This is a genomic window from Larkinella harenae (assembly GCF_054780515.1).
The window spans coordinates 320549-336861 of record NZ_BAAGWE010000002.1 but is presented as its reverse complement, the minus strand read 5'-3'; the positions used below and the strand labels follow the sequence as shown (position 1 = coordinate 336861).

General features: G+C 50.1%; 11 protein-coding genes. 6 read left to right on the top strand and 5 right to left on the bottom strand.

The annotated features are described in order from the left end of the window. Positions 1-6 precede the first annotated feature (6 nt). Both ACYVH9_RS12780 and ACYVH9_RS12775 read right to left on the bottom strand, forming a co-directional pair. Positions 7-492, bottom strand: a complete 486-nt coding sequence (locus ACYVH9_RS12780; RefSeq protein WP_460636743.1) for a hypothetical protein — start codon at positions 490-492, stop codon at positions 7-9. 77 nt (positions 493-569) lie between these two features. After that, positions 570-1025, bottom strand: a complete 456-nt coding sequence (locus ACYVH9_RS12775; protein WP_460637587.1) for a cytochrome B — start codon at positions 1023-1025, stop codon at positions 570-572. Positions 1026-1186: 161 nt separating this feature from the next. Between ACYVH9_RS12775 and ACYVH9_RS12770 the strand changes: the two genes are divergently transcribed. Further along, positions 1187-1489, top strand: a complete 303-nt coding sequence (locus ACYVH9_RS12770) for a DUF4286 family protein (RefSeq protein WP_460636742.1) — start codon at positions 1187-1189, stop codon at positions 1487-1489. Positions 1490-1606: 117 nt separating this feature from the next. Here the strand turns inward: ACYVH9_RS12770 and ACYVH9_RS12765 are convergent, their stop codons facing one another. The 3 genes from ACYVH9_RS12765 to ACYVH9_RS12755 form a co-directional block, all read right to left on the bottom strand. Continuing rightward, positions 1607-3886 carry an efflux RND transporter permease subunit gene (locus ACYVH9_RS12765; RefSeq protein ID WP_460636741.1) on the bottom strand — a complete coding sequence of 760 codons (2280 nt, stop codon included), beginning with the start codon at positions 3884-3886 and terminating at the stop codon, positions 1607-1609. A gap of 345 nt (positions 3887-4231) precedes the next feature. After that, positions 4232-5443, bottom strand: coding sequence for an NO-inducible flavohemoprotein (hmpA, locus tag ACYVH9_RS12760; protein WP_460636740.1), 1212 nt, complete (start codon positions 5441-5443; stop codon positions 4232-4234). Positions 5444-5513: 70 nt separating this feature from the next. Continuing rightward, positions 5514-5948: an RrF2 family transcriptional regulator gene (locus ACYVH9_RS12755; protein WP_460636739.1), complete on the bottom strand. Its 435-nt coding sequence runs from the start codon at positions 5946-5948 to the stop codon at positions 5514-5516. A gap of 291 nt (positions 5949-6239) precedes the next feature. Here ACYVH9_RS12755 and ACYVH9_RS12750 point away from each other — a divergent pair, with 291 nt between their 5' ends. The 5 genes from ACYVH9_RS12750 to msrA all read left to right on the top strand — a co-directional run bounded on the left by ACYVH9_RS12750 (position 6240) and on the right by msrA (position 16311). Beyond that, positions 6240-8582, top strand: coding sequence for a glycosyltransferase family 4 protein (locus ACYVH9_RS12750; RefSeq protein WP_460636738.1), 2343 nt, complete (start codon positions 6240-6242; stop codon positions 8580-8582). Between the two features lie 99 nt (positions 8583-8681). Continuing rightward, positions 8682-10172, top strand: coding sequence for a glycoside hydrolase family 130 protein (locus ACYVH9_RS12745; RefSeq protein ID WP_460636737.1), 1491 nt, complete (start codon positions 8682-8684; stop codon positions 10170-10172). A 509-nt stretch (positions 10173-10681) separates the two neighbouring features. Continuing rightward, positions 10682-13915: a SusC/RagA family TonB-linked outer membrane protein gene (locus ACYVH9_RS12740; RefSeq protein ID WP_460636736.1), complete on the top strand. Its 3234-nt coding sequence runs from the start codon at positions 10682-10684 to the stop codon at positions 13913-13915. 28 nt (positions 13916-13943) lie between these two features. Continuing rightward, entirely contained in the window at positions 13944-15503 is a 1560-nt protein-coding gene (locus ACYVH9_RS12735; protein WP_460636735.1) for a RagB/SusD family nutrient uptake outer membrane protein, read from the top strand. A gap of 142 nt (positions 15504-15645) precedes the next feature. Then, complete coding sequence (gene msrA, locus ACYVH9_RS12730; RefSeq protein WP_460636734.1) at positions 15646-16311, top strand: peptide-methionine (S)-S-oxide reductase MsrA; 666 nt, start codon at positions 15646-15648, stop codon at positions 16309-16311. Positions 16312-16313 lie beyond the last annotated feature (2 nt).

The window sequence follows — 16313 nt, the reverse complement described above, 5'->3', positions numbered from 1 at the left end:
TAATCTTTAAACCATAAATCGGTTGAAAAATGACGAGCGGTTGGTGATGAGGTAAATACTGAGTCCGGTTAAGAGCGCTGACAAGCCTTCGCGGATGGGCCATTCGGGCGAGAAAAAAATCTGACCGTATTGGACAACCGCCTGGGCTTCTCCGCCGTTGCCCCGCCAGAGCCAGCGGCTGCGGAACAATCCGGAGGACACAAACTGCAATTCCCGTCCGTCGTGAAAGAGCAGAAACCGTCGTCCCCACCAACCCGTGCGCACGGTTGCAATCGGCGAACCGCCCGGGTCAGAGATTGTGATGGCACCCGAAAGTCCGCTTTTTCGCTCGATCAGGTACATGCCCAGCCGGGATTCCAGCACGGCCAGCACCGGGCTATGGATGGTAAGCACGGCCCGGGGCAATCCCAGTTCCGAATAAATTTCGTACCGTTCGGCCGTGGTGGGTCGAATCCAGTTTAAAACCGTTCGGCGCTGGGAAGCTGGGGGCATCAGAAAAATGGAGTAAGGGCTAACCCATGAACAACGAACGCTTCCCCGTTGGTAGTCTATGGTTTATCGGTCAAGTATCAGAACCAGCCTGCACCGGGAATACGGAAAGGCCACGGAATGGAAGCCAGAATAACAATGAGGCCCAGACCGAAGAAGATAAAAACCGTCCGGTGTTTCTGGATGGGCCCGCTGAGCCGACGCGATTTGGAGCGGCCAATGGTGATGAGCACCACCGCGATCAGCATGCCCGCCAGGTGCTCCACGGTATAAAACCGGGAGAAGCTATCGCGCATGATTGCGCCGAAATCCATGCCGGAACCCAGGGGTACTTTCGGGCTGATGAAATACAGAATAAGCCCGATCAGAAACTGGGTGTGGGTAGCAATCAGGGTAAAGAGGTATAACTTGTTGTCGCCCGCCGTGTATTCATCGCGGCCCTGCCATTTGCGAAAAGAGGTGGCGATGGCAGCGAGCAAAAGAATCAAAACGACCCAGCGAAGGCCTGAGTGAGCATGAAGCAATAGATTGTACAACATGGAGTGAGTAGATTTGTCGTACGGCAAAGAAACAACATTTGTGGGTACGACCGACGAGAATTGGTGCAAGAATACGGACAAAAAAAAGGATTTCGCTGTTAACCTTCCGTAGAGGTTCCTTTCTTTTGTTTCTAATCTAACCTCTCTGGTCGTATAATATGATTCTTTACAATCTGACTGTTAACATTGATAAAACCGTTGAGCGGGAGTGGTTGAACTGGATGCGTGCCGAGCATGTGCCCGCAGTGATGGCAACGGGGTTGCCCCAAGCCCACAAAATTCTGCACCTACTCACCGAAGTAGACAACGGAGGGGCTACCTATACCTTTCAATTCTCGTTTTTGAGTAAGCTGGATTTTTTTCGATTCCAGAAGTATCACTCGGATGATCTGCTGGAGCAGATTCAGCAGCGGTTTGCCAATCAATACGTTACGTTTCAGAGTTTGCTGGAAGAGGTGTAACCGGCAGACTTAACTTCCCGAACCGCCAACTGATCGGCCACGGTTTTCGCCGTGGCCAATGGTCGTTTCCATAGTCAGGTAACGGTTGCTGCAAGCTGTTCAAAAACCGTCGGTGCGCTAAAGGGCGCTTTCGTTGGTCAGTTGCTTCCGGTTGGTACGTTTATCGAGCGACAGTAAAAACGCCGGTAGCAAAATCAGGTTGGCCGCCATCCCCATCAGCAGGGTGATGGAAACCAGAATCCCGAGCGCAACGGTACCCTGAAAGGTCGAAAATGCGAAAATGGCAAAACCGGCAAAAAGGATAAATGCCGTGTAAATCATGCTGATACCCGCCTGTTGGATGGTATTGGTAATGGCTTTGGAAATGCTCAGCCCGCGCCGGAGCTCTTCCCGGTAGCGGGCAATGAAGTAGATGGTGCCATCGGACGCAATCCCGAACGCGACGCTGAAAATCAGAATGGTCGACGGTTTGAGCCGAATATCAAAGTAGCCCATAATGCCCGCTGTAATGATGAGCGGAACGATTCGGGGCAGGGAGCAGATGATCACCGTGCGCACATTACGGAGCAAAAGGGCCAGCAAAGCCGTAATCAGAATGACCGCCAGGTAGACACTTTCTTTCAGGTTATCAACCAGGTACTCATTTCCTTTGGTAAAAATGGTGCTGCTGCCCGTGATCCGGACATCGTACATGTCGCCGTTGGAAACGCGCTGGCCGGTTTCGCGGTCGATGTTGAAGATGGAATCCACTTTGGGTTGCAGCGTCGTGAGCAATTCCCGAATACGAACCGTTCCGACGTCGGCCATTTGAAAACTGACCCGCGTATATCGCCGGGTGCTATCCAGAAATCCTTTGAAGAGGTTGGATTGTCCTTTCATTTGCGGAGCGTAAGCGGCCAGTTTGCTCATTTCCAGCGCACCGGGCAAAACGTAGTATTTTGGGTCGCCCCCGCGGTAGGCCTGATACAGAAATTTGGCCGCTTCGACCACCGAGAGTGGGCGGGTAAATTCGGGGTATTTCTCAAACTCGCGCTGCAAAAGCCGCATTTTGGTCAGTGTGGGGGGCGTCAGCACCCGGCCCGGCTGGCGGGAATCAATGGATACCTCGAACGGCAAAACACCCCGGAAGTTTTTCTCGAAAAATTTCAGGTCCGTATAAATGGGGTCATTCTTGGGTAAGTCATCCACTACGTAACCGACGGCCTGAATGCGCATAGCACCAATGATACTGATTACGACCAGAATGCCAATCAGGGTATAAACCACTCGACGACGCTGGTGTACTGTGTGATTGACCCAGTTCAGAAACGCAACCACCCAACGGCTGTCCATGTGTCCGCGCTGCTTCGACGATGGTTCGGGCAGGTAACCAAACACAATCGGAATCAGGATCAGGCAAATGGCGTAGGTAACCACAACGCCCAACGCAGCGACCAGACCAAACTGGGCGAGCATGGGGCTGCTGGCGAAGTAAAAAACAAAAAAACCGATGGCGGTAGTGACGTTGGCAAAAAACGTCATCTCACCAATGCTTTCCGTAGCCATATTCAGCGCCCGCACTTTGTCTCTATGCTGACTGAATTCTTCATAATATTTATTGATCAGGAAAATGGTATTCGGAATCCCGATCACGATAATTAACGGCGGCAGCAGGCCCGTCAGCAGCGTAATTTTGTACCCGAATAGCACCAGAAAACCAAGCGACCAGACAACGCCAACTCCAACAATGCTGATGGCAGCCAGTACAGCCACCACGGAGCGAAAGAAAAACAGCAGGATGATAGCCGTAACCCCAAACGCAAGGCCCATGAACAGCACCATTTCGTTGCTGACTTTCCCCGTAAATTTGGTCCGGATGTAGGGCATACCAGACATGTGAACGGGGATTTTGTACTTTTCGCTAAAGGCTTTTACTTTCTTCTCAATTTCCAGCACAAAGCCGATCCGCTCTTTGGTATTCAGGGCTTTCTGGGCAAATGTAACCGCCATCAGGTGCGACCGACCAGCGCTGTCAGAAACGAAGCCCCGGTAAAAAGGGAGCGAAGCCACGAGCGAACGAATGCTGTCGGCTGCGGCCTGTGTAGTCAGTGGGTTGGGCGTAATCGGTACGGCCTGAAATTGCTTGATACTATCGTTGCGGACAATTTGGAATAAGCTGGCCGCCGATAGAACGGTTTGGACGCCGGGTGATTTTTTAATGTCCTGATTCAGTGCGTGCCAGCCGTTAAAAACCGGGAGCTTGTAAAGGTCCGGCGTCTCAATGCCAATCACCATCACGCTGCCATCTTCGCCAAACCGTTTTTTAAACGATTCGTACAATTCAAAATCGGGGTCGTTGGAAGGAAGAATACGGGCTACTTCGTAAGACAGTTGGATTCGGGTAACCTGATAAGCCATGAATACCGTTCCAACAAAAATGATAATCAGCAGAAGAATGCGATTTTTTAAGATGAAATCTGATAGGCGGTGCCAGAACATCAACAAAGAGAAGAAGGTAAGGCCGCAAGGTACTAAAATTGAGTGATTTTTTGAATACAAAGCGCCCGGCAACCAAGAAAACCGGACGGCTTAGAAGGCAGGCTTACCATCCAGTTTTCCCGATAAAAAGAAGGAACACGCGGTTTTAGACCAGTATTAGGTTGATTTAATTGCAACTGTATTCTGAGCAAGTAATGGAAGACAAACCTGCAAGGTCTTGGAGACGGGGTCGCCTAGACCTTGCAGGTATAGATTGGTCGAATCCTAGTTGAGCGACAGCATCTGTGGGCCAAACTCTTCGTAATGAATAGCTTCTTTTTCTACGCCCAGCGCAATCAGATCGGCATACTGTTTGGCCAGGAAAACCCGGGGACCGCATAAATAGTACTCGGCATCGGATGGCAGCGTATCGGCGGGCAGGCGGTTGAGGTCAACGATGCCCTCATAAACCGACTCAACGTCAGCCGGTGTTGCCAGTTCGTTGTAGAAAATATGTTGCTTTAACGAAGGATGGTGCAAACTCCAGTGATCGACAAATTCCTTGAAAGCGTGAACCGTTGGATTGCGACACCCGTGTATCCAGTGAATGGGCCGATTGCTGCTGGTATTGATCAAACTTTCCAGCATACTCAGTAGCGGGGTTTGTCCTACGCCACCACTGATCAACAACACGGGTTTGTTGGTATCGGTTTTTAGACTGAAGTCACCGGCCGGTGCGCTGACCTCCAGTTGGTCACCTACCTGAACGGCTTGATGCAACTGGTTGCTGATCATTCCGTCGGGGGTGAGATTTTGTCCGGTTTCCCGTTTGACCGAAATGCGGTAATACAGCTGGTTGGGGGCATTGGAAATACTGTACTGCCGGGGCTGAAACAGGTTGAGTTGGGGCAGAAACAGACGAATACTCAGGTACTGGCCGGGCCGGTGATCAGCTACCGGGCCGCCGTCGGTGGGGTAGAGGTGGAATGACGTTATTTCCGCCGACTCTACAATTTTAGCCTTGACCGTAAAAGACCGCCAGCCTGTCCAGCCACCGGTTTTGTTGGCCTGTGTGTGGTACAGTCGCGTTTCGGTGCCAATCATCAAACTAGCCAGGGCTTCATAGGCCAGGCGCCACGCTTCCAGTAGTGCTGGCGTTGCCGCCTGACCCAGTACCTCGCTGATGGAAGCCAGCAGATGATGGCCAACAATGGCATACTGCTCCGGCTGAATATTCAGACTGGTGTGTTTATGCCCAATGCGTTCGACTACTGGCAACAAAACCGATGGGTCATCAATATTCTCGGCGTACGCCAGCACGGCCATTGCCAGGGCAGTCTGTTGGTGTCCGTTCTGCTGGTTGCCCAGATTAAACGTATTCTTCAGTTCGGGATTGAAGGAAAACATCCGCTGGTAGAAGTGCGTGGTGAGCTGAACACCCGCTTCTTTTAAAACAGGCACGGTTGCCTTAATCAGGTCTTTTTGTTCCGAAGTCATCGTATTATTGGTTCGTTGGTTGTAAATAATAGTAAAAGGTATTTTTGTCTTTTATTTGGTCAGAAAATAGTTAACTGCGTCCCAGGTAGACAAGATGCTGGTCGAGTAGCTGATTGAACTGCCCAATGGTGGCGTTTTGGAGCATTTGCTGCATTTGGTTCCGGATGGTTTTAAACTCGTTGTGGATTGGGCAAGGATTCTGTTCCGAGCAGTAGGTGAGCCCGAGCCCACAGCCGGAAAAAATTTTATCCCCATCAACAATTTTCACGATATCCGCCAGGTTGCGTTGCATTCCTTCCGCCGTGACGTAAAAACCGCCGTGGGGACCTTTCGCCGATTGAATTAGGTCTTTGCGCGCCAGGTCCTGCAATATTTTCGCAATGAAGGATTCTGGTGCATCAACGGCTTGCGCAATCTGCTTGAAGCCAACTTTAGAACCGGCTGCTGATTGCTGTGCGATGTACAGAACGGCCCGAATAGCGTATTCGCAGGTTTTGGAAAACATCGTAGATAAATAATTCGTAACACAAACTTACTCTATAAATACATAAAAGACAAAAAAGTCTTTTAATGACTGTATTTTTTGCCGATTTAGTGAATAGTAACCGGGCATTTGCCAGAGCAACGGTTTTTAAGCCATTAGAGACCAAATCATCGCTACAATAATTAACCAAGGTATTAGCTAAACACTTGCTGATAATTCCTGGTTAGACTTTTAATTAAAGACCTGTCCGATCCATTATCAACCTGATTATATATCTGGATAATTTATCTACTATTAATTCTCTGAATAGTCATGAATTATAACCCATTGCAGAATGTTGCGCGCAGTGTACACATGCCCACGAGTGTCGCATTCATTGGTGATTACCTGCCTCGTCAGTGTGGTATCGCTACTTTTACGTCGGACTTGTATAAATCATTTACCAATTTTTATCCGGGCTCGTCGGCGATGGTGGTTTCTGTCAACGATGTACCGGAGGGATACGATTACCCGGAGGAAGTTCGCTACGAATTTTACCAGCACGATCTGAATTCGTACAAGAAGGCTGCCGAATTTCTGAATTCCATGAATACGGAAGTCGTTTGCCTGCAACACGAATACGGTATTTACGGCGGTACGGCGGGAAACTACATACTGACCTTACTGCGGAACCTGACCATGCCGGTGGTAACCACGTTTCATACGGTATTGCGGAATCCTGATCAGGATCAGTTGATGGTATTGAAAACCATTGCTGATCTGTCGGCGCGTGTGATTGTGATGTCGGAAAAAGGCCGTCAGTTTCTGAAAGATATTTACGAGGTACCGGAAGATAAGATTGATGTGATTGCGCACGGTATTCCCGATATGCCGTTTGTTGACCCTCATTTCCACAAAGACCGGTTTGGTATCGAAGGCAAGCAGGTATTGCTGACCTTCGGTTTGTTGTCGCCCAACAAAGGAATTGAGAATGTGATCAAGGCGCTACCCCGCATTGTCGAACGGTTTCCGGACACGGTTTACATTGTGCTGGGTGCCACTCACCCCAATTTGGTTCGTGATCATGGAGAAGTATACCGCGAAAGCCTGAAGAAACTGGCCGAAGACTGCGGTGTCAAAAACAACATCCTGTTCTTTAACCAGTTCGTTGAGCTGGAAAATCTGACCGAGTTTTTAGGAGCTACCGATATTTACATTACGCCGTACCTGAATCCGGCTCAGATCACTTCCGGAACATTGTCGTATGCCTTTGGCTGCGGTAAAGCCGTGGTGTCAACACCCTACTGGCATGCGGAAGAACTGCTGGCCGATGGACGGGGCGTTCTGGTGCCCTTCAACGATTCAGAAGCCATTGCTGATGAGATCATCAAGCTGATGAGCGACGAATCAATGCGGCACGGAATGCGGAAAAAAGCTTATATGCTGGGGCGTGGCATGATCTGGGAACGGGTGATGGAACGCTATGTCGATACCTTTATTCAGGCTCGTCATCAGCCCATTGCGTTGCCGGGCAGCCCGCTGGCCATGCTGACCGGTAACGGCGGTGGAGCGTATAAATTGCCCCCGATTCGGTTGGATCACGTTTACCGCCTGTCGGATTCAACGGGAATTATTCAACACGCCCGTTACCATTTACCGCATTATGAAGAAGGATATTGCACCGATGATAACGCCCGGGCGCTGATTTTGGCCGTGATGGTGGAAGAAGCCGGGCTGGGCGACCGGAAACTGTCGCAACTGGCGGATAATTACGCAGCTTTCCTGAATTATGCCTACATTCAGGGACGCGGTCAGTTCCGGAACTTCATGAGTTACGACCGGCGCTGGCTTGAGGATATTGGCTCCGACGATAGCACCGGGCGGGCGCTCTGGGCACTCGGAACCTGCGTGGGGCGTACCTCCGATAAAAATCTGGTGACCTGGGCCATGCCCATGTTGCATCAGGCCTTACCGTCACTCATTGAATTACCGTCGCCACGCGCCTGGTCTTTTGGGATACTTGGGGCTTGCGAGTACTTGAAGCGGTTTGGTAACGACCGGCTGATCAAAACGGTTTTGCAGCAGTTGGTTGATAAAATGATGGTGCGCTACAACGACAGTCAATCGAGTGAGTGGCCCTGGTTTGAGGGCTATTTGACTTACGATAATGCCAAGCTGTCGCACGCGCTGATTTGCGCTGGCGAAACGCTACAGGACCCGACTGTCCGGGAGTTAGGAGTGAAAAGTCTGAATTGGTTGATCTCGCTACAAATGACCGGCAGCAGCGCATCCAGCACCGGTTACTTTCAACCCATCGGCTCCAACGGCTTTTATGTAAAAGGCGCTGAACGGGCTTACTTCGATCAGCAGCCGCTGGAAGCCCAGGGCTCTGTATCGGCTTGTCTGGCCGCCTACCGGGTAACGAAAGATGCGGTCTGGCTGAAGCGAGCCACGAAGATATTCAAGTGGTTTACAGGGCATAACGACCTGGGATTATCCGTTTATGACCCCAATACGGGGGGCTGCCGCGACGGTTTGCACGTTGATCGCGTCAACCAGAATCAGGGTGCCGAATCAACGCTGGCGTACCTGATGGCTCTGACGGAACTCCATTTAATACAAAAACAAATTTCCGATACTGAAATTGCAAGTACGGCACTAACATTGTTAGTTTAAACGTTGAAGGCAGAGAGCATGAGGGGGTGAACCGGGAGTTTTCGGCCTGTTCAGTCCCTCATTCTATTAACCCATCTGTCTGTCATTATTTTGTTAACTATGATCAAGGCAACCCGCACGGGCATTGTATTGCGTCCCGATCCGACCCGCGTTCTTTTTCGTCCGTTTGAACTCAGCAGTTCAACCCGAATCCTGAAAATTATCGCCCGAGTCAATGCAATGACTGAAGAAGAAGCTGAACGCAAGTTAGGAGAAGTGATTCGCGAGTTTGGCAGTCGGCATTATAAGCTGGAACGGTTTTTTTTAAAACGGTTTAACCATATTAAATCGCAGTTATTGACGGATGAACCGTTAACTCTGGAACGGAAATTGCTGCTGGGCGCATACTTTACAATGGAGTATTCGCTGGAGTCGGCCGCCCTGTTTAACCCATCCATGGTGTGGCATCCGGATCAGACGAACGTGCCCCCCGGTTTCAAACGGTTTATTCTGAGCATGCGGGCCACCGGCGAAGGCCACATTTCGTCGATTACGTTCCGGATGGGGTACATTGATCAGGATAGTAAGATCATTCTGCGAAAACCGTCGCGGTACGTCACATCGCCGGAGATTGTGCCCAACCACCGGTTCAATCGCGCGCAGTTTGAGCGGAAATTGTACGAGCTTCGGTTGTCAAATCCCATTTCAGAAATGATGATGATTGGGTTGGGCGAAGAGTTTGGCCTCGAAGAAATGGAGGACCGTTTGAAGCGAATTCTGAGTCAGTACCGTCACCACGCAGAGTATGAGGCCATCGCCAGCAGCTTGCGAACGCTGGCGCGATCCAATTACGAGCTGGATTTTGATGACGATCAGAGTCTGGACGAGCGCTGTATTTTCCCGACTTCACCCAATGAAACCAACGGAATTGAGGACGCCCGGTTTGTTCAGTTTGTTGATGACGATGGCGAAGTAACCTACTACGCTACGTATACGGCATACAATGGTCAGGTAACTTTTCCGCAGTTGCTCATGACAAAGGATTTTACCCATTTTAGCATCAATACCTTGAATGGGGCCGAAGTGCAGAACAAAGGAATGGCTTTGTTTCCCCGAAAAATCAATGGCAAATATGTCATGCTATCCCGGCAGGATGGTGAAAATATTTACCTGATGTATTCGGACGATCTGTATTTCTGGCAAACGAAGGAAATTTTGCTAAAACCGACCTATCACTGGGAATATGTGCAGTTGGGCAATTGCGGCTCACCCATCGAAACCGAAGCTGGTTGGCTGGTGTTGAGCCACGGCGTTGGCCCCATGCGGAAATACGCGATTGGGGCTTTCCTGCTCGATTTAAACGATCCTTCGATTGTGATCGGGCGAACCACCGAACCTATTCTTAGCCCGGACGAAAATGAACGGGAAGGATATGTTCCCAACGTAGTTTACAGTTGTGGTGGCCTGATTAACGGCAACGATCTGATTATTCCTTATGCGATGTCAGATTATGCCAGCAGTTTCGCTACGGTTAACCTCAAGGAATTACTGGAGGAATTAACCAGCAACCAGAAACCCGTTGAAGTTGGCGTGGACGAAAAAAATCTGTAGCCCCAACGGCAACCACTCGAACGCTTCTCATCGCCAGGTGAGGAGCGTTTTTATTTTAGCCGATACAGGGAGCCGTGGCCGTCAAAGAGGAGGCTGTTCCCGGTAGTTGCCTTAGCGTTCTTCGAAATACAGGGGAGGAGCGGGCCATCTAAGGCGGTGAAATTTTTTTTATGCTTGTAATCAAAGCCTGCCCAAGATCATATGACACTTCTGTTTGTAGAATCGACACTTTAAGAGAGATTAATGATTTGTAAAATGCTGACTATCAATCATTTGATTCTATGTATTATATTCTGCAAAATAGGAAAATATATAGATTTTCGTGCGATAATAAAAGAAAATAGGGTGAAAAATTCAAATATTCAGCCCATTATTAATATTTTTTAAGAATTATGCTTCTTATGTGTAATTTCTAACGGAACCTTCATTAGATTTACAAAATAATCGCGCTTTTTTCCAATTAATCTACCAATCTATTAAGCGCCGTAGCAATGCGGCATTACAAACCTATGGTAAAACACCTACTACCACCAGCCCAGCTTGGCAGGATGATGGGCGTGCGCCTTCCTCAACTTTTGCTGGCTGTTCTGTGCACTAATTTTGCCCTGGCTGCAAAAGCTCCTGATCGCGCAGTTTCCTCCAAAAACCTAGTATCCGTTCGTTTGGTTGACCGCACGTTGACGGGTAAAGTAACCGACGAAACAAATTCACCCCTGCCGGGAGTGAGTATTGTTTTGAAAGGAACTCAGCGGGGGACGGTAACCGACGCTAATGGAGCCTACCGACTCGATGTTCCGGACAATGGCGGAACACTGGTATTCTCTTTTGTAGGCTATCTTTCGCAGGAAGTTGCTGTTGGTACACAGACGGCGGTGAACGTCAGCCTGAAAACGGATGACAAAGTATTGGAAGAAATCGTCGTTATCGGTTACGGTACGGCGAAAAAGAGTGATTTAACGGGTGCTGTTGGTTCAGTTCGGGAAGCCGAATTGAAAGAACGGCCAGCGGCTTCGCTGACGCAGGCTCTATCGGGTCGGATGCCGGGTGTTCAGGTAAACACCAACTCCGGACGTCCAGGTGGTCGTACCACCATCCGGGTTCGTGGTTTTAGCTCCATCAACTCCTCCAACAACCCCTTGTATGTGGTTGATGGCGTGATGTTGCCACAAGGAAACCAAAGCCAGTTTAGCTCGGCCATCGATTACATCAACCCCAATGACATTGTGTCGGTTGAAGTGTTGAAAGATGCCTCATCAACGGCTATTTACGGAGCGCGGGGTGCCAACGGGGTTATTCTGGTAACGACGAAGAAAGGGAAAGCAGGCGAAGGACAAGTAACGTATAACGCTGATTTCAGCGTTAACACGATTGGTCCAAACCGGCCCCGTGTGCTGAATGCGAAGGAATACCTGGAAGTGGAAGAGCTGGCGTACAAGAACATTGAAAAATACGATCCGGCTGGTTGGGCTTCAGGAAAATACACGAGTCTGGACCCGATTGCCCGCCGGAGAAGATTCAGCGAGTCGCGGCCAGGTGTATTTGATGCAAACCTGAACCCGTTGCACGATACTGACTGGTTCAAAGAAACTACGCAGAACAAACTCTCGCAAAACCACCAGTTGGGCTTTAGCGGAGGTAACGAACGGACGCAATATTCGTTGTCATTGGGCTACCGGAGTGACGAAGGTCTCATCAAGACATCGTATATGAGACGGTATTCTGGCCGGTTTACCATCGACGATCAAGTGAAAAAGTGGTTGAAAGTGGGTGGTACGTTGAGCTACAATAACCAGACCGAAAACCTGGTCGATATTAACGATGCCGTTGCCCGCCAGATCGTGGAAGACTTTCCGTTCCTGCCGGTGAAATACGCCGATGGTACGTATGCCAGCAACCGTGATTACCCAAGTGCCGAAGGTTCGTTTAGCTCCATGCACCGTCTGATGGACCGGCGGTACATCCTGAACACGCAAACGACGTTGGGAAGCTTGTACAGCAACATCACGTTTGCGAAAGGACTGGAAATGCGGACGGTATTGGGTGTAAACGTGATGACTCAGGAAAACAACGAGTTCCAGTCGCGGACGCTGAACCCCGGTCAGTTTGGGAACGCAGCTGGTCGAAATCAGAAAGAGACGTTCTGGTCGTTGGAGAACTACCTGACGTATAACAAGCAGATCAGCGACAACCAGAACCTGACGGCTCTGTTGGGTCTTTCGTGGCAGGAAACTAATTTCTTCAGAATTAGTTCTACTGTTCAAAACTTTGCTACCGACTACTTCGGATTCAATAACTTAGGAGCTGGTGCCACCAACCCGCAGGTTCAATCCGACGCCCGCCGATTTGCGTTTAACTCGTATTTTGGTCGGGTTAACTACAGCCTGATGGACAAATACCTGTTTACGGTAACGGGCCGGGCCGATGGATCATCCAAATTTGGTACGAACCACAAATTTGCGTTTTTCCCCTCGGCGGCTTTCGCCTGGCGGGTATCGGAAGAAAGCTTCCTGAAAGGCAACCCGATCATCTCTAACCTGAAACTGCGGACCAGCTACGGTTTAACGGGTAACTCCGAAATTCCACCGTATACGTCACTGGCGCTGTTGAGCTCCAACTACGCAACCATCTACAACGACACACGTTTCAACGGAACGGGTATCGACCGGTTGGCTAACCCGGATTTGCGCTGGGAAAAAACCGCCCAAACGGACATCGGTGTGGAAATTGGTATCCTGAAAGGACGCATCAACCTGGAAGCGGATTACTACTACCGCAAAACGACGGACATGCTTCTTGATGCACCTGTACCACGTACCAGCGGTTACGCAACCATTCGTCAGAACGTTGGTTCGATGCAAAACCAAGGCTTTGAATTTGCTTTGAATACCGTAAACATCGACCGGGCCGGATTCTCCTGGAACTCGACTTTCAACCTATCGATGAACCGCAACAAAGTGCTGTCGCTGGCAACGCCATCGGATATCTTCAACGTAGGTGGTCCTAACTTCACCAACCCGACGAACATCATTCGGATCGGCGAACCCGTTGGATCGTTCTGGGGACTGACTCGTCTGGGTACCTGGAGCGAAGCTGAGCGGGAAGAAGCGGCTAAATTCACCAGCTACCGGAACAACCTGACTATCCTGCCGGGTGATATCAAGTACCTGGATCGGAACGGTGACAAAATCATCAACGACGCTGACCGGAGCATCATCGGAAACGGTAGCCCGAGAGGCTGGGGTGCTTTCACCAACACCTTCCGTCTGAAAAACTTCGATGCCACGCTGGAACTTCAGTTTATGTACGGCAACGACGTTATGCTGATGAACCTGCACGCCAGCGAAGACCGTCAGGCACTTGCCAACAGCTACGCTTCCGTACTGAACGCCTGGAGACCGGACAACCAGAACACGCCGATTGCCGAAATCCGGGAAACGCGCGCGGGGTATGTAACAAATGTAGACAGCCACTGGATCAAGGATGGTTCGTTCCTGCGGGGCCGTAACCTGCTGTTTGGTTACACATTCCCAAGCCAGGTAACAGAACGGATCAAAATGAACCGGCTCCGGTTATACGCTTCAGTGCAGAACTTCTTCCTGCTGGTTGATGATCCAATCGTTGGCGATCCGGAAGTAACTCCGACTAACCAAGGTGATGGCAACAGCGCTTTCTCGCAGGGGATGATCTGGCATAACTACCCGAAACCAACAACGTTCATGCTAGGACTGCAGATTGGTCTCTAATTATTGGTTATTCAAAAAGAAACTCGCAATGAAGTATACAATCGTTAAAAATTTCAGTAAGGTGGCTCTGGTCGGCGCGATTTTGCTCGGCCCTACCAGCTGCTCCGATTTTCTGGAAGAACAGGCGCCGTCGAACCTGACTCCAACTAACTTTTATACCATTCCGGACCACGCTGAAGCGGCCCTGGCATCGGTTTATGCCAACCTGCGGTTTATTGGTGACGGTGCTAACATCTTCTCCAATAACTGGCAGCTGCTGGAAGCCATGACGGGAACGTCAACGACGGAAACCGCTCAGAACTCTGACCTTAACAACTTGTACAGCCTTTCACACGATGGCAATACCATTCACGTTGTGAACTATTGGAACGGGCTGTACCGGGTTATTGCGCAGGCCAACCAATTGCTTGATAAGGTGCCGGGCATCACCATGCCGGATGCTCAGAAAGCCAAAATCCTGGGAGAAGCGCGGTTTTTACGGGGATCGGCTTACTTTACCCTTGTTCGGCTGTGGGGCGATGTTCCTCTGGTTACCAAGCCTCAGACCATTGAATCGCCGGATTTCAGACCAACCCGGACTTCCCAGGAAGAAATCTACAAGCTGATCGTTGAAGATCTTCAGGCGGCTGAAGCAGCTGGTTTAGCCTGGATGGATTTGAGTGGACGCGTTAACCTGGCCGCTGTCAAGACCCAATTGTCAAAGGTGTATCTGACGATGGCTGGTTTTCCGTTGAGCAAAGGCGCAACGCATTACAAACTTGCGGCTGATAAGGCGCTGGAAGTCATTACGTATGCCAACGCAAATCCGAACAGCATCAACCTGTTCCAGACGTACGAAGAGGTTCATAGCGAACTGACCGAAAACCGGCTTGAGCATCTGTTCATGCTGCAGTACAACGCGATTGTGGCGAGCAACCCGATGGATAACTTCTACGGAAACTTCAAGCCCATCAACTACAACGGTCCAACCGGAACGGGAAGCTCTGTTCCTACGAAATCCTTCTACGATTCGTTTGAAAAAGGAGACTTGCGGACGAAAGACCAGGAAGGGTATTTCTACACGACGTACTTTACCAACGGTACGGGCGCGCGCTTTGAATTGGGAGCTCCGTACGTGTTCAAACACTTCAACCGCATCGCCAACGGAACGTCAGGTGTGCCGGGAACGCGTCTGAACAACCTCAATGTGCCGCAGATTCGCTATGCGGAGACGTTGTTGCTGTTTGCTGAAGCGCAAAACGAAGTGGGTGGACCCAACCAGGCCGCTTACGACGCTATGAAGCGTATTCGTGACCGGGCCAAGCTGACTACTCCGGCACTGGGTACGTTCAACCAGACTACCTTCCGGGAAGCGGTTTGGCGGGAGCGTTGGCACGAGCTGTGCTACGAACAGATTACCTGGTTTGACATGGTTCGTCTGCGGAAAGTGTACAATGAAAAAACCAACGGTTTTGACAATTTCGTAGGGCACGTCAACCTGAGCACAAACAAAACATTGGAACAGAAGCACTTGCTGCTGCCGCTTCCAAGACAGGAGATGTTGAACAACCCGAGCCTGCGGCCACAAAATCCTGGCCACCCTGAATAGCAGGAAATAACGTTAAAACAAAACCGCCCTAATTGAGCAATCAGTTGGGGCGGTTTTGTTTTAGCGGGCAATGACAACAATTGCAGTTTGGAAGCGTTCTGGAAGGAAAATACGGCGGTTTTACTCCCACTGAAAAGTTATAATGAAAGCGATTCTGGTTATCAGTTTGTTTGTTGCGGTAAGCGTCAATACGGTTTCGGCGCAGTTGTTAGGCCCCAAAACTACCTTTGCGAAACTTCCGGTTCCTCAACCGGGCGAAGCGGTTGCCACCTTCGCGGGCGGGAGCTTCTGGACATTGGAAGAAGGGTTTGATCAACTGAATGGCGTTCGGGAAGTGATTTCTGGCTATTCGGGCGGAAGCCTGCGCAACCCAACGTACGAACAGGTTGGAACCGAAGAAAGCGAGCATGCCGAATCCGTGCAGGTGTATTATGATCCTGCCATCATTCGCTATGAGGACTTACTTGTTGCGTTCTTTGCTGGACACGATCCTACCACCCCTAACCGGCAGGGCCCGGATGTAGGACGCGATTATCGTTCCATCGCTTTTTACCGGAATCCGGCGGAGAAAAAAGCCATTGAAGACGCCATCCAACGCGTTAATGGTACAAAACACTATGCGAACCCGGTGGTCACGGAGGTAAAACTTTTTTCTGTGTTCTATCCGGCGGAAACGTACCACCAGAACTACGCCAGACAACACCCCAACCTTGCCTATGTTAAGAACGTCTCTTTGCCCAAAATCGAAAAGCTGCGAAAAGCAATGGCCGGGAAATTAAAAAAAGAAGGAAAATACAGGCTGGAATAAAC

What these genes read in the sequence shown, in the direction of transcription:
- ACYVH9_RS12780 (WP_460636743.1), bottom strand. Translation starts at nt 492, where the DNA reads ATGCCCCCAGCTTCCCAGCGCCGAACGGTTTTAAACTGGATTCGACCC.
- ACYVH9_RS12770 (WP_460636742.1), top strand. Translation starts at nt 1,187, where the DNA reads ATGATTCTTTACAATCTGACTGTTAACATTGATAAAACCGTTGAGCGG.
- ACYVH9_RS12765 (WP_460636741.1), bottom strand. Translation starts at nt 3,886, where the DNA reads ATGGCTTATCAGGTTACCCGAATCCAACTGTCTTACGAAGTAGCCCGT.
- hmpA (WP_460636740.1), bottom strand. Translation starts at nt 5,443, where the DNA reads ATGACTTCGGAACAAAAAGACCTGATTAAGGCAACCGTGCCTGTTTTA.
- ACYVH9_RS12755 (WP_460636739.1), bottom strand. Translation starts at nt 5,948, where the DNA reads ATGTTTTCCAAAACCTGCGAATACGCTATTCGGGCCGTTCTGTACATC.
- ACYVH9_RS12750 (WP_460636738.1), top strand. Translation starts at nt 6,240, where the DNA reads ATGAATTATAACCCATTGCAGAATGTTGCGCGCAGTGTACACATGCCC.
- ACYVH9_RS12745 (WP_460636737.1), top strand. Translation starts at nt 8,682, where the DNA reads ATGATCAAGGCAACCCGCACGGGCATTGTATTGCGTCCCGATCCGACC.
- ACYVH9_RS12740 (WP_460636736.1), top strand. Translation starts at nt 10,682, where the DNA reads ATGGTAAAACACCTACTACCACCAGCCCAGCTTGGCAGGATGATGGGC.
- ACYVH9_RS12735 (WP_460636735.1), top strand. Translation starts at nt 13,944, where the DNA reads ATGAAGTATACAATCGTTAAAAATTTCAGTAAGGTGGCTCTGGTCGGC.
- msrA (WP_460636734.1), top strand. Translation starts at nt 15,646, where the DNA reads ATGAAAGCGATTCTGGTTATCAGTTTGTTTGTTGCGGTAAGCGTCAAT.